Origin of the sequence: Gordonia aichiensis (assembly GCF_039946255.1) — a bacterium.
GTDB classification, from domain to species: domain Bacteria; phylum Actinomycetota; class Actinomycetes; order Mycobacteriales; family Mycobacteriaceae; genus Gordonia; species Gordonia aichiensis_A.
The window spans coordinates 190,282-214,255 of the sequence record NZ_JBCDWL010000001.1; the positions used below are offsets into that span (position 1 = coordinate 190,282).

A 23,974-nucleotide genomic window follows, 5' to 3' on the forward strand; every position below is an offset into this window, starting at 1 on the left:
GATGGCGACATGACGAAGCGCACCGGCCCAGGACGCACCGGACGCCCGCCGTCGACGTCTCGAGCGCAGATCCTCGCCGGTGCGCGCGAGCTCGTCGACAGCGACGGATGGGAGAAGCTGACGATTCGCCGTCTCGCTTCGCATCTCGGCGTCGGCGCAGCGACGCTCTACAGCCACGTGCGTGATCGCGAGGATCTTCTCGTCCAACTGCTCAACGACCGCGCCGCCGAACTGGCGCACCCGGACATGCCGGAGGATCCGATGGAACGTGTCCTCGTCGCGGCCACCGCGATCCACGACACGCTCGCCGCGGCCCCGTGGGCGACGGAGATCCTCATCGCCGACGACCTCGTCGGGGACGACGCCCTGTGGGCCGTCGAAGCCATCGTCGCCGCGGGCATCGAGTGCGGCTTATCCCCCATCGCGGCAGCGGACCTGTATCGGTCGATCTGGTATTTCACGGCCGGCGAGATCTTGGTCCGTTCTCACTCCGCGCGGCGGGCAGCGGAACAGAACCGGCCCAACTACCGGGACGCAGTCTTCGAAGGACTCGACGCCGACCGACTGCCGACACTGGCGAGCCTGGCCGGACAATGGCCTCAGATCACCCGGCGCGACACCTATCGGGCGGGGCTGCGGGCACTCGTGGACGGCCTCATTCGACGCGGCGACACCGACTCCTGAGTCGTATTTCGGCGGCGGTTCAGCCCTGGCGGTGCCTGCGCAGATACCGGCTCGTCCAACACGATTTTCAGCGAGGCAGCGTCGGACGTGCTCGCGAGGTGTTTGGCCAGCAGCCGGGGTCGAGCGGATGCCGCCCCGCAGCGGCTCCTGGCCGACGACCGTGAAATCCGGATGCTGGTGTGGGAGTTCGTCGGCCGCGAGGCTGCTCTTGCCGGACCCGGCGACACCGGTCACCGCGGTGAGCACACCCAATGGAACGTTCACCGTGATGCACTTGAGGTTGTGCGCATCGGCTCGATCGACGGTGACGACCCCTGAGCCCGCGCGCGGCCGGTGGTTCAGTCGCACCGGGTCTCGCAGCATCCGGGCGGTCGCGGTGTCAACGGAGCCGAGGTGGTCGGGCGCGCCGTCGAACTGGACCCGGCCTCCGTCGGCTCCCGCGCCGGGGCCGAGGTCGATCACGTGATCTGCGGCGGCGATCACGGCCGGGTGGTGTTCGACGACGAGGACGGTGTTCCGAGCATCCCGCAGCTGGGCGAGCAGACCCAGCAGCCGGTGCACGTCGTGTGGGTGCAGACCTGCGCTGGGTTCGTCGAAGACATAGCAGACCTCGCTCAGTGCGCTGCCGAGGTGCCGGACGGGGCCACGCGCGGATCGTGCACCGCGCCGGCCACGGCGATGAGCTCACTGATCGGTATCGACGACCAGTCCGCGATCGAGCGGCCGTCGATCACGCTGGCGCGCGCGGCGGCGTTCACGCGCGTCCCGTCGCAGTCCGGGCAGGTCGCGCGGGAGACGACTCGGGCGAGGCCGGCGCGCTCATCGGCGGTGAGCCGGGACGGAGCCTTGCGCAGGTAGCTGTTGCGCAGCCTCGGAATCACACCGTCGAACCGGCTCGACTTCGGATACTCGGGATCGGGGTTCGTCAGCGGCAGCCCCTCCGGATACAGCAGCTCCCCCAGCGCATCCTCCGAGACCGCCGACAGCGGTACGTCCGGATCGACGAGCCCCGAATGCAACCCCTGGAATCTGACTGGCTCCGCGCCGCGCGGCCGTCTACGCCCGCCTCGACGCATTGATCGAGTTGCTCGGCCCGGCCCCTGCTTCAGCGCACGGCAGTCCGCTATTCAACTGGCACCAGGGATTGACCGGCCCCAAGGACGCGGGTCCACGCTGCATGGAACTCGCAGCGTGGACCCGTTTGCCTTGGTGAGAAGTCGACTACCAGCCGCGCTCGGCGAGCCGGTGCGGTGCCGGGATGTCGTCGACGTTGATGCCGACCATCGCCTCGCCCAGTCCGCGCGAGACATTGGCGAGCTGATCGGGATCGTCGAAGAAGGTGGTCGCCTTGACGATGGCCGCGGCGCGCTGCTCGGGGTTGCCGGACTTGAAGATGCCCGAGCCGACGAAGACCCCTTCGGCGCCGAGCTGCATCATCATCGCGGCGTCCGCGGGGGTCGCGATGCCGCCTGCGGTGAACAGCGTCACCGGCAGCTTGCCGGCCTTGGCGACCTCGACGACGAGGTCGTAGGGGGCCTGCAGCTCCTTGGCGGCCACGTACAGCTCGTCCTCGGGCAGCGACGACAGGCGGCGCAGCTGCTGGCGGATCTGACGCATGTGGGTGGTGGCGTTCGAGACGTCGCCGGTGCCGGCCTCGCCCTTCGACCGGATCATCGCGGCACCCTCGTTGATGCGGCGCAGCGCCTCACCGAGGTTGGTGGCGCCGCACACGAAGGGAACGGTGAACGAGAACTTGTCGATGTGGTTCTCGTAGTCGGCCGGGGTCAGGACCTCGGACTCGTCGATGTAGTCCACGCCCAGGCTCTGCAGGATCTGGGCCTCGACGAAGTGGCCGATGCGGGCCTTGGCCATGACCGGGATCGAGACGGCTTCGATGATGCCGTCGATCATGTCCGGGTCGCTCATCCGCGAGACGCCGCCCTGAGCACGGATGTCGGCGGGAACACGTTCGAGCGCCATGACGGCCACTGCGCCGGCGTCCTCGGCGATCTTGGCCTGCTCCGGGGTCACCACGTCCATGATGACGCCGCCCTTGAGCATTTCGGCCATGCCTCGCTTGACGCGCGCAGTACCGGTCGCCGGTGCGTTCTGAGCCTCAGTGGACACTGATTGATCTCCCTGTTCAGTGGTGTCGGAATGTCTCGTCAAGTAAACCCGATCGAGTCGCACACGGCGATGCCGGGTCCTCGTCGCGGGCTGCTCAGACGGCGCCGCTGACGCGCTCGGTGATCTCGAAGTACTGCGGGAGTCGCGAATGTCCGCCCAACCGGAGCCATCGCACCATGCGCCGCCCGCCGAGCGCCCGCGCATCGCGGACCGCGTCGTTGTAGAACCGTCGGGCCATCGTGACCCGAGTCTGCGCGTCGGCCAGCTCGGCGACCAGGCCCGCGGCGCGATCGCCGTCCGAGCAGCTGGCCAACGCCACCGACAGACGGTTCTCGGCGGCCTCGCGTTGGTCGCGCGGCGCCGCTTCGGCGGCGTTCGCCGCGGCGGCGAGCTCACCTGCGCCCGGCGCGGCCGGGTCGGTGGCGGCGATCGCGCGCGCGACCACCGCGCGCCGCTCCAGGGCGGCCAGCAGCGACTCGTAGGCCAGGTCGACCCGAATGTTGAGCCGATCCAGGCGGGTGGCCCGGGTGGCGGCCAGAATCGCCAGCCAGATCAACGCGGCGCCCGCGACGACCCCGACGGCGACCAATGCAACCGCGGGCCCCGTCATGTGATTCTCCTCATCGCATCCCCAGCGATCGCACCCCCGGTCATCGCTCCCCCAGTCATCGCACTCCCAGTCATCGCGCCCCTAGTCCGAGACCACGACCGGCCCGGCGCCGCGGGTGACGGTGTCGTAGACGCGTTGGATCTGATCGGCGACCCGGCTCCAGTCGTAGCGGTCCGCGCGAGCGCGGCCGCGGGCGATCAGCTGCTGCCGCGCGCCCTCGTCGCCGAGCAGTTCGACGACGGCGTCGGCGAGGGCCACCGGGGAGCCGGTTTCGACGACGCGGCCTGCGGTGCCCCCGTCGAGGACCCGTTGGAAGGCCACCAGGTCGCTGGCGACCACCGCGGCGCCGGCCGCCATCGCCTCCACGAGCACGATGCCGAAGCTCTCGCCGCCCAGATTCGGAGCGACGTAGACGTCGGCGCTGGCCAGCGCGCGCGCCTTGGTCTCGTCGTCGACCATGCCGAGGAAGTGCAGGTGCCCGGACAGCTCGCGCGCCCGGCGTCGCAGCGCCTTCTCGTCGCCGCCGCCCACCACCAGGACGGTGACGTCGGGGAACTCCTCGACGATGCGGGGCAGCCCGCGCATCAGGATGTCGATGCCCTTGCGCGGCTCGTCGTAGCGGCCCAGGAACATCACCGTGCGGCCCGGTTTCGGAAAGCCCTCGAGCGGGACGGCGTCGGCGAACGAGGCGACATCGATCCCGTTGGGGATCTCGACGGCGTCGTTGCCGAGCGACTCCATCTGCCAGCGGCGCGCGAGCTCGGAGACCGCGATCTTGCCGGAGATCCGCTCGCGGTACTGGCGCAGCATCGAGTCGAAGACCGTCAGCCACAGCGACTTGGTGGTCGCGGTGTGGAAGGTCGTGACGATGGGGCCGGTCGCCACCATCAGCGAGAGCATCGACAGGCTCGGCGCATTGGGCTCGTGCACATGCAGCACATCGAAGGAGTTCACCTCGATCCACCGGCGGAGACGGTGATAGGCCTTGGGCGAGAACGTGACTCGCGACACCGAGCCGTTGTACGGGATGCCCAGCGCCGGCCCGGCGGAGTCGAAGTAGTCGGGCAGATCCAGGTCGGGGCCCGCCGGCGCCAGCACCCGCACCTCGTGGCCGCGCCGGATGAAGACCTCGGCCAACTCGATCACGTGGGCCTGCACGCCGCCGGGCACGTCGAACGAATACGGACAGATCATGCCGATCTTCATCGGCCGCCCGCCTCGCCCGCTTCGTTCGGCGCGCCGGTTCCGCGGTCGGTACCCGACCCGAGCCGATCACGTCTGGCCTGCGACCAGTCGCTCTCCCACAGCGGTTGCAGCATGTGCCAGTCGGCGGGCGCGGCGGCGATGCCCTCGGCGAAGGCGTCGGCCAGCGACTGGGTGGCGGCCGCGACGCCGACCGAGGTGTCGATGACCGTCCCGCAGCGGATCAGCGAGGTGTGCTCGTCGAGGTAGCTGTGGTGCACGGCCAGCAGGGTCGCGCCGGTGTCGACGGCGAGCTTCGCCGGACCGGCGGGCATGCGGGTCCGTTCCCCGAACAGCTCGACGGGGACGCCGCGATGGCTCAGGTCGCGGTCGCCCATGAGGCAGACGATGCCGCCGGCGCGCAGCCGCTGGGCGAGCAGTTCGAAGGGCGGCTGCTCGCCGCCGGTCAGCGGGAAGACCTCGAAGCCCAGCGACTCGCGATAGGCGACGAACTGGTCGAACAGCGATTCGGGTTTGAGGCGTTCGGCGACGGTCGCGAACTGTCCGTAGTGGGCGACCAGCCAGACGCCGCAGACGTCCCAGTTCCCCGAATGCGGCAGCGCCATCACGACGCCCTTGCCGGAGGTGCAGACCTCGTCGACGACCTGCCGGTCGTGGTCGGACATGCGGACGCTCGCCACGATGTCCGCCGGATCGGTCGACGGCAGGCGGAAGGCCTCCCGCCAGTACCGCGCGTACGAGCGCATCGCCTGCTCGACGAGTTCGCCGGGCACGTCCTCGGGCGCCGCGTCGATGACCCGCGCCAAGTTCTTGCGGAGTTGGTCCGGTCCCCCGCCGCGACGGCCGGCGAAGGTGCCGACCGCGTCGAACAGGCCGCGCGCCATCGCTTCCGGCGCATGGCGGACGGCCGCCCATCCGGCCCGGTAGCCGAGGTCGGACGCCGCATCGGTAAGTCGCCCGAGCATCGGTCAGCCCTCGCCCTTGGGTTCGCCCGACGCGTCGCCGCGCCCGGCCCCCTCATCGTCGGAAACCGCGGTCGGGATCAGGTCGCGGGCGCCCGGCGAGGCGTAGATCGACCACATCCGCTGACCGACGGTGATGATCGAACCGGCCGCCAGCACCCACATCGCGACGTGGATGGCCCAGCTCCAGTGCAGGCCCGGGAAATCGGTGAATCCGGCGCCCACGAGCACGATGATGAGGCGGTCGGGGCGTTCGATGAGGCCGCCGTCGCCGTACAGTCCGGCGGCCTCGGCGCGCGCCTTGGCGTACGAGATCACCTGGGAGGTGACCAGGCAGATCAGCGTCGCGATCAGCAGCAGCTCGTGCGGCTGCGTGATCGCCGCCCACCACGCGAGCGCGCCGAAGATGGCGCCGTCGGCGATCCGGTCGCACGTCGCGTCCAGGACCGAGCCGAACCGGGTGCCGCCGCCGCGGGCGCGCGCCATCGCGCCGTCGAGCATGTCGAACATCACGAACGCCCACGTCACCAGGGCGCCGGCGAACAGGTAGCCCTGGGAGAACAGCGTGATCGACGCCGCGACCGTGACGACGGTCCCGGCGATCGTCATCATGTCCGGGGTCAGACCGGTGCGGATGAGTGCACGCCCGATCGGCAAGGTGACCTTGGAGACCGAAGCGCGTCCGAGGATGCTGAGCATGTCCGTCCTTACAGAAGTTCGTTCCACGCCTGCGCCAGCAGACCGCGGGTCTCCTGGAGCAGTTGCGGAAGCACCTTCGTGTCCCCCACGACGGTGATGAAGTTCGCGTCGCCCGTCCATCGCGGCACGACGTGCTGGTGCAGGTGCTCGGACAGCGAGCCGCCCGCAGCCGCACCGAGGTTCAGGCCGACGTTGAAGGCGTCGGGCCGCGACACCGACTTGATGACCCGGATGGTGCGCTGGGTGAACTCCATGAGCTCGGCGCTCTCCGCGGCGGTCAGGTCCTCCAGGTCGGCGACCTGGCGGTACGGCACGACCATCGCGTGTCCGGGGTTGTACGGGTAGAGGTTCAGCACCGTGTACACCGTCTCGCCGCGGGCGACGATCAGCCCGTCCTCGTCCGACATCCGCGGGATGTCGAGGAACGGATGCCCGGTGAGCTCACCGCCGTCGGCCGCGCGTTTGGGCGCGGCCGCGGTGATGTAGCTCATGCGATGCGGGGTCCACAGGCGTTGCAGGTGATCGGGATCAGTCATCGTGCGCCCCGGCTCATCGCCGTTTCCGGGCGGCTTCGAGGAACTCGCCCATCGTGTCGGCGGTCGGCGAGTCGTTGCGCCGCGACTCCTCCCAGTCGTCGATCGCGTTGATCGCGTCGTCGACCGGAACCCCGTTCAGCTGCGTGCCGTCGCGGAATCGGAAGCTCACCGCACCCGCCTCGACGTCGCGTTCGCCGGCCAGCAGCATGAACGGCACCTTGGCGGTGGTGTGATTGCGGATCTTCTTCTGCATCCGGTCGTCGGAGAAGTCGACCTCGGCGCGCACCCGGCGGCCCTTGAGGCGCCGGACGACGGTCTGCAGGTGATCGGCGAAGGCCTCGGCGACCGGGATCCCGACCACCTGGACCGGCGAGAGCCAGACCGGGAAGGCGCCGGCGTAGTGCTCGGTGAGGACGCCGAAGAACCGCTCGATGGAGCCGAACAGGGCACGGTGGATCATCACCGGGCGCTTCTTGGTGCCGTCGGTGGCGGTGTACTCGAGCTCGAACAGCTCCGGCTCGAAGAAGTCCAGCTGCAGCGTCGACATCTGCCAGGTGCGCCCCAGCGCATCCTTGACCTGGACGGAGATCTTGGGGCCGTAGAAGGCGGCGCCGCCCGGATCCGGGACCAGCTCCAGGCCGGAGGCCTCACCGACCTTGCGCAGGGTCTCGGTGGCCTCCTCCCACACCTCGTCGGTGCCGACGTACTTCTCCGGGTCCTTGGTGGACAGCTCCAGGTAGAAGTCGTCCAGGCCGTAGTCCTTGAGCAGCTGGAGGACGAAGTTGAGGGTCGTGGTGAGCTCTTCGACCACCTGCTCCTGCGTGCAGTAGATGTGCGCGTCGTCCTGGGTGAAGCCGCGGGCGCGCGTCAGGCCGTGCACCACGCCCGACTTCTCGTAGCGGTACACCGAGCCGAACTCGAACAGCCGCAGCGGCAGCTCCCGATACGACCGACCGCGGGAGCGGTAGATCAGGTTGTGCATCGGGCAGTTCATCGGCTTGACGTAGTAGTCCTGGCCGGGCTTGCGGACGGTGCCGTCCTCGTTGTACTCCGCGTCCAGGTGCATGGGCGGGAACATGCCCTCGGCGTACCAGTCCAGGTGCCGCGACACCTCGAACAGGTGGCCCTTCGTGACGTGCGGGGTGTTGACGAACTCGTAGTCGGCCGCCGCGTGCTGCTCGCGGGAGTAGTCCTCCATCTCCTTGCGGATGATGCCGCCCTTGGGGTGGAAGACCGGCAGACCCGAGCCCAGCTCGTCGGGGAAGCTGAACAGGTCCAGCTCCGCGCCGAGCCTGCGGTGATCGCGCTTCTCCGCCTCGGCCAGCCGGTCGAGGTACAGGTCCATCGCCTCGGTCGACTCCCACGCGGTGCCGTAGACGCGCTGCAGGTCGGCCAGCGACTGGTCGCCGCGCCAATAGGCGGCCGAGCTGCGGGTCAGCTTGAAGGCGGCGATGTACTTGGTCGTCGGCACGTGCGGGCCGCGGCACAGGTCGCCCCAGACCTTCTCGCCGGTGCGGGGGTTCAGGTTGTCGTAGGCGGTCAGCTCGGCGCCGCCGACCTCCATGATCTCAGCGTCGTCGGCGGCGCCCTTGTCGTCGATCAGCTCCAGCTTGAAGGGCTCGTTCGCCAACTCCTCGCGGGCGGACTCCTTGGAGTCGTAGACGCGGCGGGAGAACTTCTGGCCCGACTTGATGATCTTGCGCATCTGCTTCTCGAGGGCCTTGAGGTCCTCGGGAGTGAACGGCTCGTCGACCTGGAAGTCGTAGTAGAAGCCGTCGGTGATGGGCGGGCCGATGCCCAGGTGCGCCTTCGGGTTCAGCTCCTGCACGGCCTGGGCGAGCACGTGCGCGCAGGAGTGCCGGATCACGGCGCGGCCGTCCTCGGAGTCTGCGGGCACCGGTTCCACGTCGGTGTCGGCGTCGGGCGCCCACGACAGGTCGCGCAGAGTGCCGTCGGACTCGCGGACCACGACGATCGCCTGCGGTCCCTTGTTGGGCAGTTCGACGCCGTCGGGCAGGTCCGCGTCCCGCATCGCGGCGCCCGCGGTAGTGCCCGCCGGCACCCGGACGGTCTCGGGCAGGCGGACTCTTTCGGACGCGACGTTGTCGGGCACGGTCGTGGTTCCTCTATTCGGTGTCGGCGGATACGTCTGCGGCCGGGCGTCGGCCGGTATCAGACACGGTCGCAGAGAATCGTATCGCGCGCAGTCCGTGACACATCCACAGCGTGACCGCGATCGTCAGCAACAGCAGCAGCACGTAGGCCCCGCTGCCGATCAACCGCAGCGGCAACTCCCATTCCGGCCCGCGCGGCGCACGGAACACCCGGAAGACGCCGAATGTCAGGGTGAGGCGTTCGTCACCGTTCGGGGCCACCGTCACCGTGCGGTGCCACCAGGTGAAAGTCATCGCGACGATGGTCGCCGGTGCGAGCCACCACAGCCAGGTCAGCGGTCGCCGCAGGTCGACGGTGTCGAAGCAGTGCGTGATCGCCACCAGCAGCAGCGGGACGATCCAGACCCAGTGATGCCCCCACGAGAACGGCGACACCGCGCACGAGGTCATGCCGGTGATGGCGAGCGCCAGCAGCTCCCGCCCGTCGCGGTGCGCGGCGTAGGCGGCCCACAGGCCGAGCACGCCGACGACCAGACCGGTCGGGATCCACAGCCAACTCGGGGCGTGCCCGAGCCCCATCGGCGCGAGCCGCGCGAAGAAGCCGTTGAGCGACTGGTTCGCGGGGTGTTCGAGGGGGCCGATCCGCCCGGTCTGCGACAGGCTGTCGGTCCAGAAGCCCAGGGCCTCCGAGCCCAGCACCACCAGGCCGGCCGCGATCGTCGCCGCGAAGGTCGCCACCGCGACGACCGCGGCCCGCCACTGCCGGGTGATGACGAGGTAGGCGGTGAAGAAGATCGGCGTCAGTTTGATTCCGGCCGCCAGACCGATGCCGATGCCGCGGAGGCGACCGCTGCGCCGCAGCAGATCGCCGATGACCATCAGGGCCAACAGCAGGTTGATCTGACCGTTCCAGAAGGTGGTGTGGACCGGCTCCAGACTGACCACCGACACCCCGAACAGGACGGTGAAGGCGACGAAGCGTGCGTCGACCCGGAACCTCAGCGCCCGCAGCGAGACCGCGATCAGGGCGAGCAGGCACACGACATTGCCCACGTCCCACCAGAACTGGGCCGAGTGCTCGGGCAGCCAGGCCAGCGGCACCAGGATCAACGCCGCGAAGGGCGGATAGGTGAACTGCCACACCCGGTAGACGGGAAGGTCGTAGAGCGGCGTGCCGTTCCACACCGCCAGGGCGCCGCCGCGATAGACGCGGGTGTCGATGCCCAGATTGAACAGCCCGTACGTCGGATGTCCGATCGGGACCACCCAGATGTGCCAGGCCACGATCAACAGCGCACCGACTCCGGCGAGGGCCACCATCGCCCAGGTCACCGGTCGGGTTCGCCCCCCGCTGATTATCACCTCGCGATAGTACTGCCGGCGCGCCCCGTAGCCTGGTTTACGCCCGGTTCGGCCCGTCTGCGCGTTCTCACCGTGTCGGACTCGCCATACTGACTGTCTCAGCGATCAGTGTCGTTGGGAGGCACTGCTGTTGAGAACTTCGCTGTTGAGAAGCCTCGCTGTTGAGAAGGGAGTCCGCCGGCGTGAACCGCTCGTCGCGCAACCGGTCGTCCGGCGCCGCACTGTCGAAGCTCGCCGCGTCCTCGTTGCGCCGCCGCCGGGGAATCGTCGCCGCGGTCGTCCTCGCGCAGCTCGCGGCCATGGGTGCGAGCCTCGCGCAGCCGACGTTCAACGCCCTGATCGTCGACAACGGCGTCATCGCCGGCGACGTGGGCTACATCCAGCGGATGGGCGGCTGGATGCTGGCCGTCGCCGTCGGCGGACTGATCGCCTCGCTGGCGGCCATCGCATTCGGCGCGGCCCTGTCGGCCGGCACGGCCGCCGACCTGCGCGCCAAGGTGTACGGGCGCGTCGCCGAATACTCCACCGCGACGTATCAGGAACTCGGCACGGCGACGATGCTGACGCGGACCTCACTCGACACCGCGGTGGTCGGGCAGGCGGTCTTCCTCACCACCAGCGTCGCGGTGTCGGCGCCGCTGATCACGATCGGGGCCGTCGTGCTGTCGTTGCGCGAATCGGTCCGTCTGGCGCCGGTGATCGTCGTCGCCGCGGTGGTGCTCGGGATCGGCGTCGGCGTCTTCGTCTCGTTCGTCACACCGCTCGCCGCGCGCCTCCAGCGCGCCGTCGACGCGGTGAACCGGGTGGTCCGCGAGCAGCTGAGCGGCACCCGGATCATCCGTACCTTTCGCCGCGAGCAGCAGGCGAGCGACCGGTTCGACGCCGCCAACGCCGACCTGACGGCCCTGGCACGGCGCGTCGGCGCCATTCAACTGCTGTTGCTGCCCGGTGTGCTGCTGGTCTCGAATGCGGCGACGGTGGCGACGAGCCTGTTCGGTGCGCGGCTCATCGAGTCCGGCGACCTGACGATCGGCGGGCTGACCGCGTTCACCGGGTATCTGATCCAGATCGTCGCCGGAATCACGCTGTTCATCGCACTCGCCGGCGTCCTGCCGCGCGCCCGAGCCAGCGCGACGCGGCTGGCGGAGGTGATCGACCGGCCGTCGGGGCTCGCGCGCGGCGGCCGGGGCGTGGTGATCGGTCCGCTGGCGGTGAACCTGCGGTCGGTGACGGTCCGCTACCCGGATGCCGGCCGGTCGGCGCTCGACGAGGTGACGCTGTCGGCCCCGCCGGCGATGGTCACCGCGATCATCGGCAGCACCTCCAGTGGAAAGTCGACGCTGCTGTCCCTGATTCCGCGTCTGCTCGACCCGACCTCGGGTTCGGTGGAGGTCGGCGGCCTGCCCGTCCAGCAGTGGGCGCTCCCCCAACTGCGCGCCGCGGTCGCGCATGTGGGCCAGGGGCAGTCGATGATCGCCGGAACCGTCGCTCAGAACCTGCGCCTCGGCGCCGCCGACGCCGACGACGGTGAGCTGTGGTGGGCGCTGCAGACCGCGCAGATCGGCGACACCGTCGCCGAGCGCGGCGGCCTGGACGCCGAGGTCAAGCAGGCGGGCGCCAACTTCTCCGGCGGCCAGCGGCAGCGCCTGGCGATTGCGCGCGCCCTCGTCCGCCGGCCGCGGGTCCTGTGCCTGGACGCCTCGTTCTCGGCGATGGATCGCAGCACCGCGGACGCGGTCCTGCGCGCGATCAGGACAGAGCTGCCCCATGCGGCGGTCCTGCTGGCCGACCAGCAGGTCGAGCACGTGCGGGCCGCCGATCAGATCGCCGTCCTCGATGCCGGGCGCGTCGTCGACGTCGGCGGTCACGACGAACTGGTCGACCGGTGCGCGGTGTACCGCGAGTTCGCCGACGCGCAGGCCCCGGTGATCGCACCGTGAAGGGCGGCAGCCGCAGAGCGGTGCGCGCCTTCCTCGGCTCCGATCGGCGGCTGACGGCGGCGCTGGTGCTGGCGGTGATCGCGGCCGCGGTCACCGTGATCGTGCCCGTCCTGCTCGCTCGCATCACCGATGTGATCTTCGCCGGTGTGATCGGCGCCGAACTGCCCGCGGGGCAGTCGCGCGAGCAGGCCGCGGAGGCGCTGCGTCGAGCAGGCGATCCGGACCGCGCGAACATCGTGCTCCGCCAGCACGTCGACCCGGGGGCGGGCATCGACTGGACCCGGCTGTGGACGGTCGCCGCCTATGTCGGCGTCGCCCTGGTGATCGTCACCGCTTCCCGCATCGGGAGCGGTCTGCTGGTCAACACCGCCGTGCAGAACGCGGTCCGACGTCTTCGTGCGCGGGTCGAGCACAAGGTCCACCGGCTGCCGGTGGCCGAGCTGGAGGGCAGGCGCCGCGGCGAGGTCCTGAACGCGATGACCGTCGACGTCGACAACTTCGCCACGGTCATCGGCCCGCTGTTCGTCCAACTGCCGGTCCTGGTGTTGACGATCGTCGCGGTGGCGGCCGCGCTGATCGTGATCTCTCCGTTCTTCTCCCTCATCGCGTTCGCGACGATTCCGGTGACGGTGGTCCTCGCCGTCGTCGTGCTGCGCTATGCCCGCCCGCACATGAAACGCCAGTGGCAGACCACGGCTTCGATCACCGCGCACGTCGAGGACGTCTACGGTGCGCGCGACATGATCGCCGCATACTACGGTCACCGGCAGACCACGCGCGAGTTCGACGAGCTCAACCGGCGACTGCAGCGGGCCACGCGCAGCGGCCAATCGTGGAGCGGTGCGATCACCCCGGTGCTGACCTTCTGCAATGCGCTGGTCTTCGTGGTGCTCGCGGTGCTCGGCGCGTTGAAGATGCTCGACGGCGCCGTCACCCTCGGCACCCTGCAGGCCGTGCTGCTCTACACCCAGCAGTTGGCGTCACCGGTCTCGGAGTTGACCAGTACGCTGCCCAAGCTGCAGTCGGGGTTCATCTCGTTCGGTCGCATCCGCGACTTCCTCGCCGAACCCGACGAGCCCTCCCCCGCCGTCGACGACGCCCCCGAGCCGAAGCACGGGCGGCGCCGAGTGCCGCCGCGGATCGTCTTCGACGACGTCCATTTCGGATACGGCGACACGCCTGTCCTGCAGGGCGTCACGCTCGAATTGGCCGCAGGCCGCACGACCGCACTGGTCGGCGCCACGGGGTCGGGCAAGACCACCCTGACGATGCTGCTGCAGCGGTTCGCCGAACCCACCGAGGGCACCATCACGTTCGACGGCGCCGACATCGCGCAGATGTCGCGCTCGGCGGTCCGCTCCCAGTTGGCGGTCGTCACCCAGGATCCATGGCTGTTCAGCGGGACGGCCGGTGAGAACGTCGACTTCGGCGCCCAGGACGGGCGCGTCCCCGATCGGGAGATGATCGACTCGCTGCTGGCGGGCCTGCCCAACGGCCGCGACACCCTCGTCTCCGGCGACAGCGGCCTGCTCAGCGCGGGCGAGAAGCAGTTGCTGACGGTCGCGCGGGCGTTGGCCGCCGCGCCCGACGTCTTGATCCTCGACGAGGCGACCAGCGCCGCCGATCCGCGCACCGAACTGGTCATCGGCCGCGGACTGCAGGCGCTGCGCGATCACACCACCACGCTGGTCGTGACGCACCGCTTCTCCACTCTCGCCACCGCCGACACGGTGGCCGTGCTCGCCGACGGTCGGATCATCGAGACCGGCACCGCGAATGAGCTGTTGGCCGCGGGCGGTGAGTTCGCCCGCCTGTACGCGCGGGCGGAGGCCGTCGAGTGACGGACGCTGTTCAGTTCGTGCGACATTGCACATCGCGACTCGGGGACGGTGGGGGCCAACGCCACAGTGAACTCTGCACCGGCGATGACCTCCCCGGTGAGGCGGACGCCGGTCAACCGTTCCGCGAGCGCGAAACTGCCGGGGACATGAAAGAATTCGGTACGTGGTTCGGCGCCCTCTTCGCGCGCGATGCCGCCGACCTCCTCGATCAGTTCGAGGACTCGACGTGATCCGGCGGTCGGCTGCTCCGCGGCGCGGTCGAGGTCCCAGTCCGGCAACAGAGTGTCGAACGAGATCTGGCATTCGCCGTCTCGCCACCAGACGAATCTCGAAACTGCGTTCACGTTGCAGAAGTGACTGACGACCTCGTGCTCGTCGATGATCGGTCGCATCAGCTCTTCGGTGACGCCCACGTACTCACTGGCGGTCTGGACCATCAGCACCCATCCCTCGCCGAGGTCGGCGACACCGACGGTCTGCGCGCACATCGCCATCGGTTCTTTGAGTCCCAGATCCTCGAACTCGTATGACCTGGTGATGAATCCGGGAAAGCCGATTCCGCGTGTTCGCCGGCTGAACGCGCCGAGTGCGTCGAGGACCCCGTCCGCCGTAGCGTCGCGGATCAAGCTGACCAGGTACTCGTCGGGCACGAGATCGTCGATCCAGGCATAGTCACGAAAGGTGGACACGCCTTGGACCATGCCACGGGCAGGCCACCGAAGTTGCGAACTTCGCCTGCTTCCGACCACCGGTCGGCGTGGAGACCGCAGGGCAGGTGCCGTCGTCACCGGCCAGGACAGACGCGGGCCCTGAACCTGAATATTGAACGCCTGGAGAACGAAAAAACCGCCTGCGAACAGGCGGTTTTCGTTGTGGTCCCGGCTGGGATCGAACCAGCGACCTTCCCGGTGTGAACGGGACGCTCTTCCACTGAGCCACGGGACCGTATGAAGTTGACGACCGCATGCAGTCGGCGCAACACCTCGGCGTCGCACGAGAAATGAGACTACACATCGTTGACCTGGCCTGCCAAATCCCCTGGGCAGCCGCCTCATCGCGGGTCGACGACCCCGACTGGAGCACCGTCTCGGCCTCGACCTGAAGGGCGCCCGCACCCCTCCTCCCTGCCGCACACTCCGCCCGGACTCATCCTCCCGCCGCATCACCACCGGGCACAGACTGACGGCCGCACGCTGCCCCGACGCAAGCTCCACCTGACGGCAGAAAGCGCATACACCGGAGTCCACCGGCGCCGAACATGTCGGCCCCGGCTCCACCGCACCCGAATCACACGGCTGTAAGTCGCTCACCAGCCGATTTGTGTTCTCGTCGTGCACCCCGCTAATGTTCTCATCGCTGGTGAGCAGCGCCCACAAGGCAGCTCACAAGCATGCGGATGTGGCGCAGCTGGTAGCGCATCACCTTGCCAAGGTGAGGGTCGCGGGTTCGAATCCCGTCATCCGCTCGGAGTTCTTCCCCGGTGGCGTGGCCGAGTGGTGAGGCAACGGCCTGCAAAGCCGTGCACACGGGTTCGATTCCCGTCGCCACCTCCACCAGAGAATTACATACTTGCGCGATTAGCTCAGTGGGAGAGCGCTTCCCTGACACGGAAGAGGTCACAAGTTCAATCCTTGTATCGCGCACCACGTACAAGCAGTCGACGCCCGGTTCATCGCCGGGCGTCGACTGCTTGTCGGTCATCGACATCGGTCCGCCCTGTCACAGCCGTGTGATTTCATCCTCGCATGGGCACCATCCTCACCATCGCGGCCGCTTTGCTGGTCGTGGGCTTCTGCGTGCGCGTCATCGCGCCCCGCGTTCACGCCCGCATCGACCGGCTCGGAGCAGAGTTGACGGCCCACGCCACCGACCTGTCCATGGCCCGTGCGCGCCGCAGCTCCCAGATGCGCCTCCACGCGGCCCCACTCGACCCCGACGGCACCGCCTCCGGATTCACCACGCTCGTGGTCGACACCTGGCTGCGGAAGGACTTCACGCTCCGCGCCCGCGCGGTAGGGCTGAGTTGGCTGCCGTTCGTCGCCCCACCCGAGCACCACGAGACGCCCGAGTACTCCGAGATGAGGCTGCGCCGCCGCTATCGACTCGATTCGGAGGAGAAGGAGGCGCTGTCGACGATCGACGCCGATGACGCCGGCCGCATCGCCCTCATCGCGGCCGCCGCCGCGGATCGGGTGATCGACGACCCGGCGTGGAAGAACGACTTCTTCGATCGATACGGACTTCGCGTCGACCTCGCCGCGGAGGTGACCCACGCTGCGACGACCGCGCGCGAGGTCCACCGCGGATGGGAGACCCTGGGCGCGACCCCGACCGGGCAGCGCGCTCGCGACGCGGAGATCGTCCGTACCTACATCGACCGCTCCCGCGCCCTCGACGACCGGACCGATGCCCTCGCCGAGCGCGTGGCCGCCCTCGAGGACTTTCGGGTCGGCGTGGCCGACGTTCGGGACCGTCTCGACCGGCGCGCTTGGCTCGACGCCGCCACGGCGATCGACGACTTCGATCACACCGTCGACGCCGTCGTCGACCGTCACGCGGCCGACGCACTCCGCGCCAGCGCCGACGAGTCGTCGCTGCTCGCCTCAGTCCACCTCGACACCCTCGCCCAGTCGCTGACGCTGATCCGGCTCCCCAGTTCACCCGATGCGCCCCCGCGCTGAATCTGCATGTCACACACCGTTTTCCACCCCGTTCCAGACCCCCAGTTTGCAAATGCCGCCGCTGTGCCGCTAGTGTTTGTTCTCGCCGGTGAGCAACACGTCCACAAGACGAGTTCGCCGGCATGCGGATGTGGCGCAGCTGGTAGCGCATCACCTTGCCAAGGTGAGGGTCGCGGGTTCGAATCCCGTCATCCGCTCGGAGTTCTTCCCCGGTGGCGTGGCCGAGTGGTGAGGCAACGGCCTGCAAAGCCGTGCACACGGGTTCGATTCCCGTCGCCACCTCCACCAGAGAATTACATACTTGCGCGATTAGCTCAGTGGGAGAGCGCTTCCCTGACACGGAAGAGGTCACAAGTTCAATCCTTGTATCGCGCACCATGAAAAGCAGGCCCGAGCAGAAGCTCGGGCCTGCTTTCGTTCCACACCGAAAGGACCGAATCTCGTGCCGAGCCTTGCGATGCTGTTCCAGAGTCGACTCGACCCGGACCTGACTGCCGCCCGCCTGATCGCCCAGATGTCCGCCGACTTCCCCGACCTCGATCCCGGCCGTTTCCGCGTCGACGAGTCCGCGGGTGCCGACGCTCCGCTGTCGATGACCTACGGGGACCAGCAGATCCTGCTCCTGGGCACCCCGGAGCCGGTCGGTGATGATCTGGCGGAGATCGCCGCCTACAGCCGTCTGTGGCCGCACCAGGCACCGGTCCCCGCCGACTACGGCGCCCACACCATCGTGAGCGTCAGACGTCCCGGCCCCGACGGCACGCACGTGGAGGGAATCGCCGACGCGATCCTGGCATCGAAGGTCATCGCCGCCGCTGTCGCGCTGTCGGAGTCGATCGTGGCGGTCTACTTCGGCAGCGCCAACCACGTCGTGCTGCCCGCCTTATTCCGCGAGATGGCCCTGGAGACCCTCCCCCAACCGATGCTGCCGGCCTGGGTCGCGCTCAATGTCGCGCCGCGCCCCGACGGCATCATGACCGGCCATACTCGCGGTCTGGACATGCTGGGACTTCCCGACGTGGAGATCGTCGCCTCCCACGAGACCGCGGAGGAGACCTTCGGGCGCATCGTCAACACCGCGATCTATCTGCTGGAGAACGGTCCGGTCATCGGCGACGGCGACACGCTCGGTGCCACCGACACCGCCGAGATCGTGGCGCGGCACGCCCCGTCGCAGGTGGCTGCCGACAAGACGGTGTTGGCGCTGGAGTTCGTCGGCGAGGAGTTCCCGGACCTCGACGTCCCCGACGACCGGCCCGCTCCGAAGAAGCGCCGCTGGTTCGGGCGGAAGTAGCAGTCCCGGTCAGAAGGGCGGTTCCCCGTAGGCGACGGCCGCCGCTTCAACCGCTTCTCGGCGACGACGGTTGACGGCCCGCTGCCGACGACGGTACCGGTGCTTGGCCTGGGTGCGGGTCCGCGCCCGTTCCGGTTCATCCTCGGCGTGTCGCGATTCTGGGCGTGTCGTCGAGACCACGTACCCCGCAATGTCCTGGCCGTGGCGGCACTGCATGTGGCCCAGTTCGGGCAGCAGCCACAGGTTCTGTGCCCGCTGACGCGCCGTGATCCCCTCCGGGCCGGTGACCTCGGTCCAGATCACCCCGTTCGCGTCGACGATCTGGTCGTCGAGCCAGCCGTCCGCATGTGTTTTCAGGCCGTGGTGGAACCGGCACTTCGGGTTGAGATTGCACACGCACGTCGGACCGCCCGCCGCCGGATCGACGTGGTCGAACTCGGCCACATGATCGAGATCGCAGTCGAAGGCCGGCCGGTCGCACCCCGCCCACGTGCACGTCCCGAACAAGGCTCGCACCAGCACATCGCACCCCGTCGTGGGTCGGTACGGATCACCGGCGCGAGCGCACCGCCCGGCGAGCACCTCGTCGAGGTTCACCGGGCGGCGTGTCGCATCCCGGCGTGTCGCCAACTCCCGCACGTGGGGCGCCGAGACCGGCCCGAACCCGTCCAACCATGCCGGCGTGTCGGCGGCACCGTCGAGGGTCTCTTCACGGACCACCACGTGCAGCACGATCCGCGCGCACCGCGCCGCGACCTGCTCGGCCGACAGCTCTGCGAGGCAATCGTCCTCTCCGCACTGGCAACCGAACTCGGTGCCCTGCAGGCGGGCGACGGCCGCATCCGCGCGACGGGCGGCCTTGGTGCGCGGGTCGTTCGGGCACACCCCGGCCGCGATCGCCTCGATCACCTCCCAGCACAGCTTGGCGTCCTCGACAGAGGTGGTGATCGTCAAGGCCGAGACGTCCTCGTTGACCGGCTCGACCGACACGGACTTCGAGGCCTTGACCTGCTCGCGCGTCAAGGTGACGGCGTCGGGGTCGAACTCGGTGACGACCGCCGCGATGGCGGCCTCCACACGCGCCGCCGACAACGAGCCCATGCCCGCCAACCGGTGGGCGATCTCGGCGTCGATGACCGCCAACAGATCGGCGTCGACCACCAGCGAGACCTGCTCGACCGCCCGCGCGAACCATGCCGGGGTGATCAGCCCGTCGCGCATCAGGCGGCCGACGGCGGGAATGCGGTCCATGCACGCGATCGCGCGCTCGAGGAAGAACTCGGCCGTGCACTGCCGCACGCCCGAGGCGGCCGCGAAGGAGGCGGCGACCTGGCACTGCGGATCGTAGAGCCGGGTGTAGGCGTCGGCGTCCGGGTCGGCCGCCAGCTCGGCAGTCCGGTCCTGCAGCACCGTGTACACCGCCTCGTAGCGGTGCCACATCACGAGCCCCTGGTAGCAGTCCGCGCGCGCCGCGAAACCGACCAGCGCCGCGCGGTCGGACGCTTCGGGACGGCCGATCCGAATGACCACCGAGTCCTCGGTGACCTTCACCGACGACCCGGTGCCCGCCCCGGCCCGGTCCACGACTGCTGCTCCCATGACCTGCACCTTCCGCTCGGTAACGAACTCACGTTCGACACTAGCGGCAGGGTCTGACAATTCGGCCGTCGCGAGGGCCGGCCGGGCAACGTCAGCGCAAACCAGTCAGCGCAAACCCGACAGCGCACCCCCGTCGGCGCAAACCCGTCAGCGACTCCCGCGCTTGCGGGCCGCGGCCCGTCGCTGGGCCCGGTTGGCGGCGACGACCAGGGACAACCGGAGGACGGGCTGCTCGGGGTCGTACTTCGACGCGGCGATCGAGGCCGTGAAGTTCCCCCCATCGCTCTCGACGATGTCACCGTCGCCGATCACGAGACCGTCGTCGTAGAGCACGACCGCCGCGTCGACGAGCACCTTGACCACGTCCTCGCCGGGCAGCTCGCACTCGTCGATCTCGATGTCGATCAGACCGAGATCGCTCATGCCGAGCGTCTCCCCGGTCACCACGCCCGCCTCCTCCGACACCAGGAAGTCGACCCACATCGTCAGCGGCAGGTCGGGCGCGACATCCAGCGCGGCTTCGCGATAGCGGTCGGGGGCAGCGATCTGCTCGGACGTCGGCAGGTACACCGCGCTCACCGAGTCGGTGCACGCGACCAGCGAGGCGGTCACGTTGGAGACCCACATGGCCTCCTCGACGACATCGCGCTCCTCATCGAGCAGGTAGGCCTCCAAATCGTCATCGTCGGTCGCATCCGGCACCGCCATCACCATCAGCGACGGACCGTTCACATCGGGAAGGTCCCGGCGGGAGTCCCAGAAGGGGCTCACCGACGCCGCGGCCTCGACATCCAGGTCCAGGTCGTACTGCGTCTGCGCCGGGGCCACCATGATCCGCATCTCGTCGAAGGCGAAGCTCAGCACCCGTGCATCTGGGCTCAGGCCGGGCCCGAGATCTCCGGTGAGCGTCCGCGCACCGACCTCGTCGAACTCCTCGGCGAGCCGCTCGCCCCAGTCCTCACGGATCTGATCGAGCACGGCCTGCGCATCGAGAGCGGTATCGGAACGAGTCTGGAACAGGGTGACGAACAGAGGTCCCATGAGATGGTTGTCCTATCGATCAGCTCGGGCGAACGTCCGGGCGCGGGCGCTACCCCCATCTCAGCAGGTTCGGCGGGCACCGTCATGCCGACACCCGGTCGGCACCGGTGATCCTGGCAGAATGGAGCGGTGACGATTCACCCCGCTCCCACCGATGATCTGGTCATCGAGACGGTCGCCGATCCGGCCGCGGCCTCGGCGATCGCACAGGTCGCCGCGATCACCTTCCCGCTGGCCTGTCCCCCGCACTCCACGCCGGAGAACATCGCGGCCCACATCGAGCGCGTGCTGTCGGCCGAACGATTCACCGAGTACCTCGCCGATCCCGACCGGCAGGTCCTGACCGTCCGAGCCGATCCCGCCGGACCGATCCTCGGGTACTCGCTGCTGGTGCACACCGCACCCGACGACCCCGACGTGCGCGCGGCCCTGCAGTCGACCCCGGGCGGCCCCGCGGCGCTCGCCGACGGGACCGTCACCGAGATCTCCAAGATGTACGTGCTGCCCGACCACCACTCGGCCCGCAGCGACGCCCGCCCCGCGCACGCCCTGATGGCCTACGCGATCGACGCCGCACGCGACCGCGGCGCGACCCTGATCTGGCTGGGCGTCCACTCGGGCAACGAACGTGCCAAGCGCTATTACGCCAAGATGGGCTTCGAGCGGATCGGGACCAAGACCTTCGACATGAACGGCGCCATCGAGCACGACTACGTGCTGGCCCGCGGCACGGAGCCCGACGCCGCGCGGTGAGCGGTCAGTCGATCGGGTCGGCGGACGGGACCACGTGCGAGCCCTCGTCGTCGACGACCAGCGCCTGATCGTCGTACAGCGGCAGCAGGGTGAAACGATCGCCGTACTCGGTGAGCGTCCGGTCGATCAGCTCGAGCGGGTACGGCGGAAGCTGCCCGTCGGCATGTGGAATGACCACGGTCTCGGTCAGCCCCAGACCGCGGAAGTCCTCGAGGTCCAGTCCCATCCCCGGGTCGTCCATCAGGGCCGCCGGTTCGATGTCGGGGCCGGCGACGACGGCGCCCGCGCTGAGTCCGACGAAGGGCATCCCGGCGCGCACCAGATCGGCGATCACGGTGTCGGCGCCGCTGCGCCGCAGCCCGGACATCAACGCGAAGGTGTCGCCGCCGGACAGATACACCGCGTCGACGCCTGCGAGCACGCTCTCGAACCCGCTGCGGCGCAGGTCGACGTCGACGACTCGGTAACCGAAGCGGACCAGCCGTTCGCGTTCGGGCCCGGTGAAGGGCTCGTCGAGCAGGTGCCGCTGCGCCTCGTCGATGTAGCCGATGCGCAGGGGCTCGGCACCGTCACCGGGCGGCAGATGCGTCAGCAGCGCCCCGGCGCCCAGCGACAGCAGAATGAGGCGTCCGTGCCCCGACGTGTCGTCCGACATTCCCCGACTATCCCGCACTCGTCCCCGATCAGTCGTTGGCTTCGGCGAATCGCGACAGGGCGAGCAGACGGGACGTGGCGCGCAGATACTTCTTGCGGTAGCCGCCCGCCACCATCTCCGGGGTGAACAGCTCGTCGAGCTTGGCCCCGGAGATGCTCACCGGGATCTCGGCGTCGTACAGCCGGTCGGCGAGCGCCACCAGGCGCAGGGCGACGGCTTGGTCGGGCGCCGGGCGCACGTTCTCGACGCAGACGAGCTTCACCCCGTTGACCAGCGACTTGTACTTGGACGGATGCAGTTTCGCCAGATGCGCGACCAGGTCGTCGAAGGTGTCGAGCGTGGCGCCGACGGTGTTCTGCGCGAGCGCCTCGAGCTCCTCGGTGCCGAGGGGTTCGGGGGCGGGCGGCAGATCGCGGTGCCGGTAGTCGGGTCCGTCGACGCGGACGGTCTCGAAGATCGCCGACAGCTTCTGGATCTCGCGCAGGAAGTCCTGGGCGGCGAAGCGCCCCTCCCCGAGCTGGCCGGGCAGCGTGTTGGACGTGGCGACAATCGACACGCCGCGTGCAGTCAGCTCGGTGAGCAGCCGTGAGACGACCATCGTGTCGCCCGGATCGTCGAGCTCGAACTCGTCGATGCACAGGACGCTGTGGTCCGCGAGCCGCTCGAGCGCATCGAGATAGCCGAGCGCGCCGACGACGTTGGTGACCTCGCCGAAGGTCGCGAACGCCTTCGGTCCGGGCATCGAGTGATAGATCGACGCCAGCAGGTGCGTCTTGCCGACGCCGAAGCCGCCGTCCAGGTACAGCCCGATGCCGTGCGGCGGCGTCGCCTTGCGGAAGAAGCTCCGCTTGCCGCCGCTGCGCACCTTCGACGCGCGGGCGACGAAGTCGCGGGTGGCGTTGACCGCCGCGGTCTGGCTCGGCTCGTTCGGGTCGGGGATGTAGGAGTCGAAGCTCACCTCGTCGAACATCGTCGGCGGGATCATCTCACCGATGAGTTGGTCGGGAGCCAGGACCGGGTTCCGATCGCTAAGTCGTGCCAGCATTAGCCAAGGGTAACGACCACCGCCATGATGGACTCATGTTCACCCTGCAGAAAGCGACTGACGTCACAGCCCGCGACCTGGCCCTGGCCTACGCTTTCCCGGATTCCTCCGCCTTCCCGGATTCTTCCGCTTTCTCAGGATCGTCCCGGCCCGTGGTCCGCGCCAACATGGTCGCGAGCATCGACGGCGCGGCCACCGCCGACGGTCGGTCCGGTGCGCTCGGCGGTGCGGGCGACAACGCGATCTTCCATCTGCAGCGCGCCCTGGCCGACGTCATCGTCGTCGGCGCCCAGACCGCGGTCACCGAGGGATACCGCCCGCCGACCGTCGACGAGCGCTACCGCGACCTACGGGCGGCGACGGGCCGGGCCGACCCGCCGCCCCTGGTCCTGGTGACCCGCTCGCTCGGGATCGCCCCCGACTACACCGCCGTGGCCGATCCGAACGTCCTCATCGCCACCTGCGCGAAGGCCCCCGCGCAGGCGCGCGAGCGGCTGATCGACGCGGGCGCCACCCTGTTCGACTGCGGGACCGACACCGTCGACCCGCAGATCCTGCTCGACGAGCTGGCCGCGCGCGGACACCGAAACGTGCTCTGCGAGGGCGGCCCCCGCTTCCTGGCCGAGATGACCGCTGCCGGGCTGCTCGACGAGTTGGCGCTCACCGTGAGCCCGATCCTGGTCGGCGGCGCCGCTCCGCGAATCGCGCACGGCGCGGACGGTTCGGCCCCGATGCGGCTGCGCCACGTGCTCGGCGACGACGAGGGCTACCTGTACCAACTGTGGGAGCGTGCCGTCGGCGACGACGCCCCTCGCTCCGACTAGGCTC

At 69.3% G+C, this 23,974-nt stretch carries 20 protein-coding genes, 7 tRNA genes and 1 pseudogene; 13 read left to right on the top strand and 15 right to left on the bottom strand.

The genetic code is table 11. The features are described 5' to 3' along the window. The first annotated feature begins 9 nt into the window (after positions 1–9). A complete protein-coding gene (locus AAFO60_RS00860) occupies positions 10–684 on the top strand; it encodes a TetR/AcrR family transcriptional regulator (RefSeq protein ID WP_347954268.1) in 675 nt (224 codons plus the stop codon). 614 nt (positions 685–1,298) lie between these two features. Here the strand turns inward: AAFO60_RS00860 and AAFO60_RS00865 are convergent. The 9 genes from AAFO60_RS00865 to AAFO60_RS00905 all read right to left on the bottom strand — a co-directional run bounded on the left by AAFO60_RS00865 (position 1,299) and on the right by AAFO60_RS00905 (position 10,297). Beyond that, complete coding sequence (locus AAFO60_RS00865) at positions 1,299–1,703, bottom strand: hypothetical protein (protein WP_347954269.1); 405 nt, start codon at positions 1,701–1,703, stop codon at positions 1,299–1,301. 202 nt (positions 1,704–1,905) lie between these two features. Then, positions 1,906–2,811: a pyridoxal 5'-phosphate synthase lyase subunit PdxS gene (gene pdxS, locus AAFO60_RS00870; protein ID WP_347954270.1), complete on the bottom strand. Its 906-nt coding sequence runs from the start codon at positions 2,809–2,811 to the stop codon at positions 1,906–1,908. A gap of 94 nt (positions 2,812–2,905) precedes the next feature. Continuing rightward, entirely contained in the window at positions 2,906–3,421 is a 516-nt protein-coding gene (locus AAFO60_RS00875) for an NUDIX hydrolase (protein ID WP_347954271.1), read from the bottom strand. 81 nt (positions 3,422–3,502) lie between these two features. Continuing rightward, positions 3,503–4,627: a glycosyltransferase family 4 protein gene (locus AAFO60_RS00880; RefSeq protein WP_347954272.1), complete on the bottom strand. Its 1,125-nt coding sequence runs from the start codon at positions 4,625–4,627 to the stop codon at positions 3,503–3,505. Continuing rightward, positions 4,624–5,589: a phosphatidylinositol mannoside acyltransferase gene (locus tag AAFO60_RS00885; RefSeq protein WP_347954273.1), complete on the bottom strand. Its 966-nt coding sequence runs from the start codon at positions 5,587–5,589 to the stop codon at positions 4,624–4,626. The genes AAFO60_RS00880 and AAFO60_RS00885 overlap by 4 nt, the downstream gene beginning before the upstream one ends. Positions 5,590–5,592: 3 nt before the next feature. Continuing rightward, positions 5,593–6,285 carry a phosphatidylinositol phosphate synthase gene (gene pgsA / locus AAFO60_RS00890; protein ID WP_347954274.1) on the bottom strand — a complete coding sequence of 231 codons (693 nt, stop codon included), beginning with the start codon at positions 6,283–6,285 and terminating at the stop codon, positions 5,593–5,595. Positions 6,286–6,293: 8 nt separating this feature from the next. Next, positions 6,294–6,821, bottom strand: coding sequence for an HIT family protein (locus tag AAFO60_RS00895; protein WP_347954275.1), 528 nt, complete (start codon positions 6,819–6,821; stop codon positions 6,294–6,296). Between the two features lie 13 nt (positions 6,822–6,834). Then, positions 6,835–8,934 carry a threonine--tRNA ligase gene (thrS, locus tag AAFO60_RS00900; protein WP_347954276.1) on the bottom strand — a complete coding sequence of 700 codons (2,100 nt, stop codon included), beginning with the start codon at positions 8,932–8,934 and terminating at the stop codon, positions 6,835–6,837. A 13-nt stretch (positions 8,935–8,947) separates the two neighbouring features. Further along, positions 8,948–10,297: a glycosyltransferase 87 family protein gene (locus AAFO60_RS00905; protein ID WP_347954277.1), complete on the bottom strand. Its 1,350-nt coding sequence runs from the start codon at positions 10,295–10,297 to the stop codon at positions 8,948–8,950. Positions 10,298–10,479: 182 nt separating this feature from the next. Between AAFO60_RS00905 and AAFO60_RS00910 the strand changes: the two genes are divergently transcribed. Continuing rightward, positions 10,480–12,237, top strand: coding sequence for an ABC transporter ATP-binding protein (locus tag AAFO60_RS00910; protein WP_347954278.1), 1,758 nt, complete (start codon positions 10,480–10,482; stop codon positions 12,235–12,237). Further along, on the top strand, positions 12,234–14,078 hold the full coding sequence (locus AAFO60_RS00915) for an ABC transporter ATP-binding protein (RefSeq protein WP_347954279.1): 1,845 nt from the start codon (positions 12,234–12,236) through the stop codon (positions 14,076–14,078). The genes AAFO60_RS00910 and AAFO60_RS00915 overlap by 4 nt, the downstream gene beginning before the upstream one ends. A gap of 59 nt (positions 14,079–14,137) precedes the next feature. Here AAFO60_RS00915 and AAFO60_RS00920 read toward each other — a convergent pair. Continuing rightward, positions 14,138–14,779, bottom strand: a pseudogene (locus AAFO60_RS00920) (DUF6461 domain-containing protein); the annotation flags it as partial. A gap of 172 nt (positions 14,780–14,951) precedes the next feature. Beyond that, positions 14,952–15,023, bottom strand: a tRNA-Val gene (locus AAFO60_RS00925). A gap of 447 nt (positions 15,024–15,470) precedes the next feature. Between AAFO60_RS00925 and AAFO60_RS00930 the strand changes: the two genes are divergently transcribed. The 8 genes from AAFO60_RS00930 to AAFO60_RS00965 all read left to right on the top strand — a co-directional run bounded on the left by AAFO60_RS00930 (position 15,471) and on the right by AAFO60_RS00965 (position 18,053). Continuing rightward, positions 15,471–15,543 (top strand) — tRNA-Gly (locus AAFO60_RS00930). A gap of 14 nt (positions 15,544–15,557) precedes the next feature. Further along, positions 15,558–15,631: transfer RNA gene (locus AAFO60_RS00935), tRNA-Cys, on the top strand. An 18-nt stretch (positions 15,632–15,649) separates the two neighbouring features. Then, positions 15,650–15,724 (top strand) — tRNA-Val (locus AAFO60_RS00940). A gap of 99 nt (positions 15,725–15,823) precedes the next feature. Beyond that, a complete protein-coding gene (locus AAFO60_RS00945) occupies positions 15,824–16,759 on the top strand; it encodes a hypothetical protein (RefSeq protein WP_347954280.1) in 936 nt (311 codons plus the stop codon). Between the two features lie 124 nt (positions 16,760–16,883). Next, positions 16,884–16,956: transfer RNA gene (locus tag AAFO60_RS00950), tRNA-Gly, on the top strand. A 14-nt stretch (positions 16,957–16,970) separates the two neighbouring features. Next, positions 16,971–17,044 (top strand) — tRNA-Cys (locus tag AAFO60_RS00955). A gap of 18 nt (positions 17,045–17,062) precedes the next feature. After that, a tRNA-Val gene (locus AAFO60_RS00960) sits at positions 17,063–17,137 on the top strand. A gap of 64 nt (positions 17,138–17,201) precedes the next feature. Then, positions 17,202–18,053, top strand: coding sequence for a DUF4261 domain-containing protein (locus AAFO60_RS00965; RefSeq protein WP_347954281.1), 852 nt, complete (start codon positions 17,202–17,204; stop codon positions 18,051–18,053). A gap of 9 nt (positions 18,054–18,062) precedes the next feature. Here AAFO60_RS00965 and AAFO60_RS00970 read toward each other — a convergent pair whose 3' ends face one another. Further along, positions 18,063–19,652 (bottom strand): DUF222 domain-containing protein, encoded by a 1,590-nt coding sequence (locus AAFO60_RS00970; RefSeq protein WP_347954282.1) that lies wholly within the window; start codon positions 19,650–19,652, stop codon positions 18,063–18,065. A 147-nt stretch (positions 19,653–19,799) separates the two neighbouring features. Then, complete coding sequence (locus AAFO60_RS00975; RefSeq protein WP_347954283.1) at positions 19,800–20,693, bottom strand: DUF4261 domain-containing protein; 894 nt, start codon at positions 20,691–20,693, stop codon at positions 19,800–19,802. 129 nt (positions 20,694–20,822) lie between these two features. Between AAFO60_RS00975 and AAFO60_RS00980 the strand changes: the two genes are divergently transcribed. Further along, complete coding sequence (locus AAFO60_RS00980; protein ID WP_347954284.1) at positions 20,823–21,446, top strand: GNAT family N-acetyltransferase; 624 nt, start codon at positions 20,823–20,825, stop codon at positions 21,444–21,446. 4 nt (positions 21,447–21,450) lie between these two features. On the opposite strand, the gene AAFO60_RS00985 is transcribed toward AAFO60_RS00980, so the two are convergent. Together AAFO60_RS00985 and zapE are read right to left on the bottom strand one after the other, a co-directional pair. Beyond that, positions 21,451–22,101 carry a Type 1 glutamine amidotransferase-like domain-containing protein gene (locus AAFO60_RS00985; protein WP_347954285.1) on the bottom strand — a complete coding sequence of 217 codons (651 nt, stop codon included), beginning with the start codon at positions 22,099–22,101 and terminating at the stop codon, positions 21,451–21,453. A gap of 28 nt (positions 22,102–22,129) precedes the next feature. Beyond that, positions 22,130–23,146 carry a cell division protein ZapE gene (zapE, locus tag AAFO60_RS00990; RefSeq protein ID WP_347954286.1) on the bottom strand — a complete coding sequence of 339 codons (1,017 nt, stop codon included), beginning with the start codon at positions 23,144–23,146 and terminating at the stop codon, positions 22,130–22,132. Positions 23,147–23,298: 152 nt separating this feature from the next. Between zapE and AAFO60_RS00995 the strand changes: the two genes are divergently transcribed. Next, positions 23,299–23,970 carry a dihydrofolate reductase family protein gene (locus tag AAFO60_RS00995; RefSeq protein ID WP_347954287.1) on the top strand — a complete coding sequence of 224 codons (672 nt, stop codon included), beginning with the start codon at positions 23,299–23,301 and terminating at the stop codon, positions 23,968–23,970. Positions 23,971–23,974: the final 4 nt, after the last annotated feature.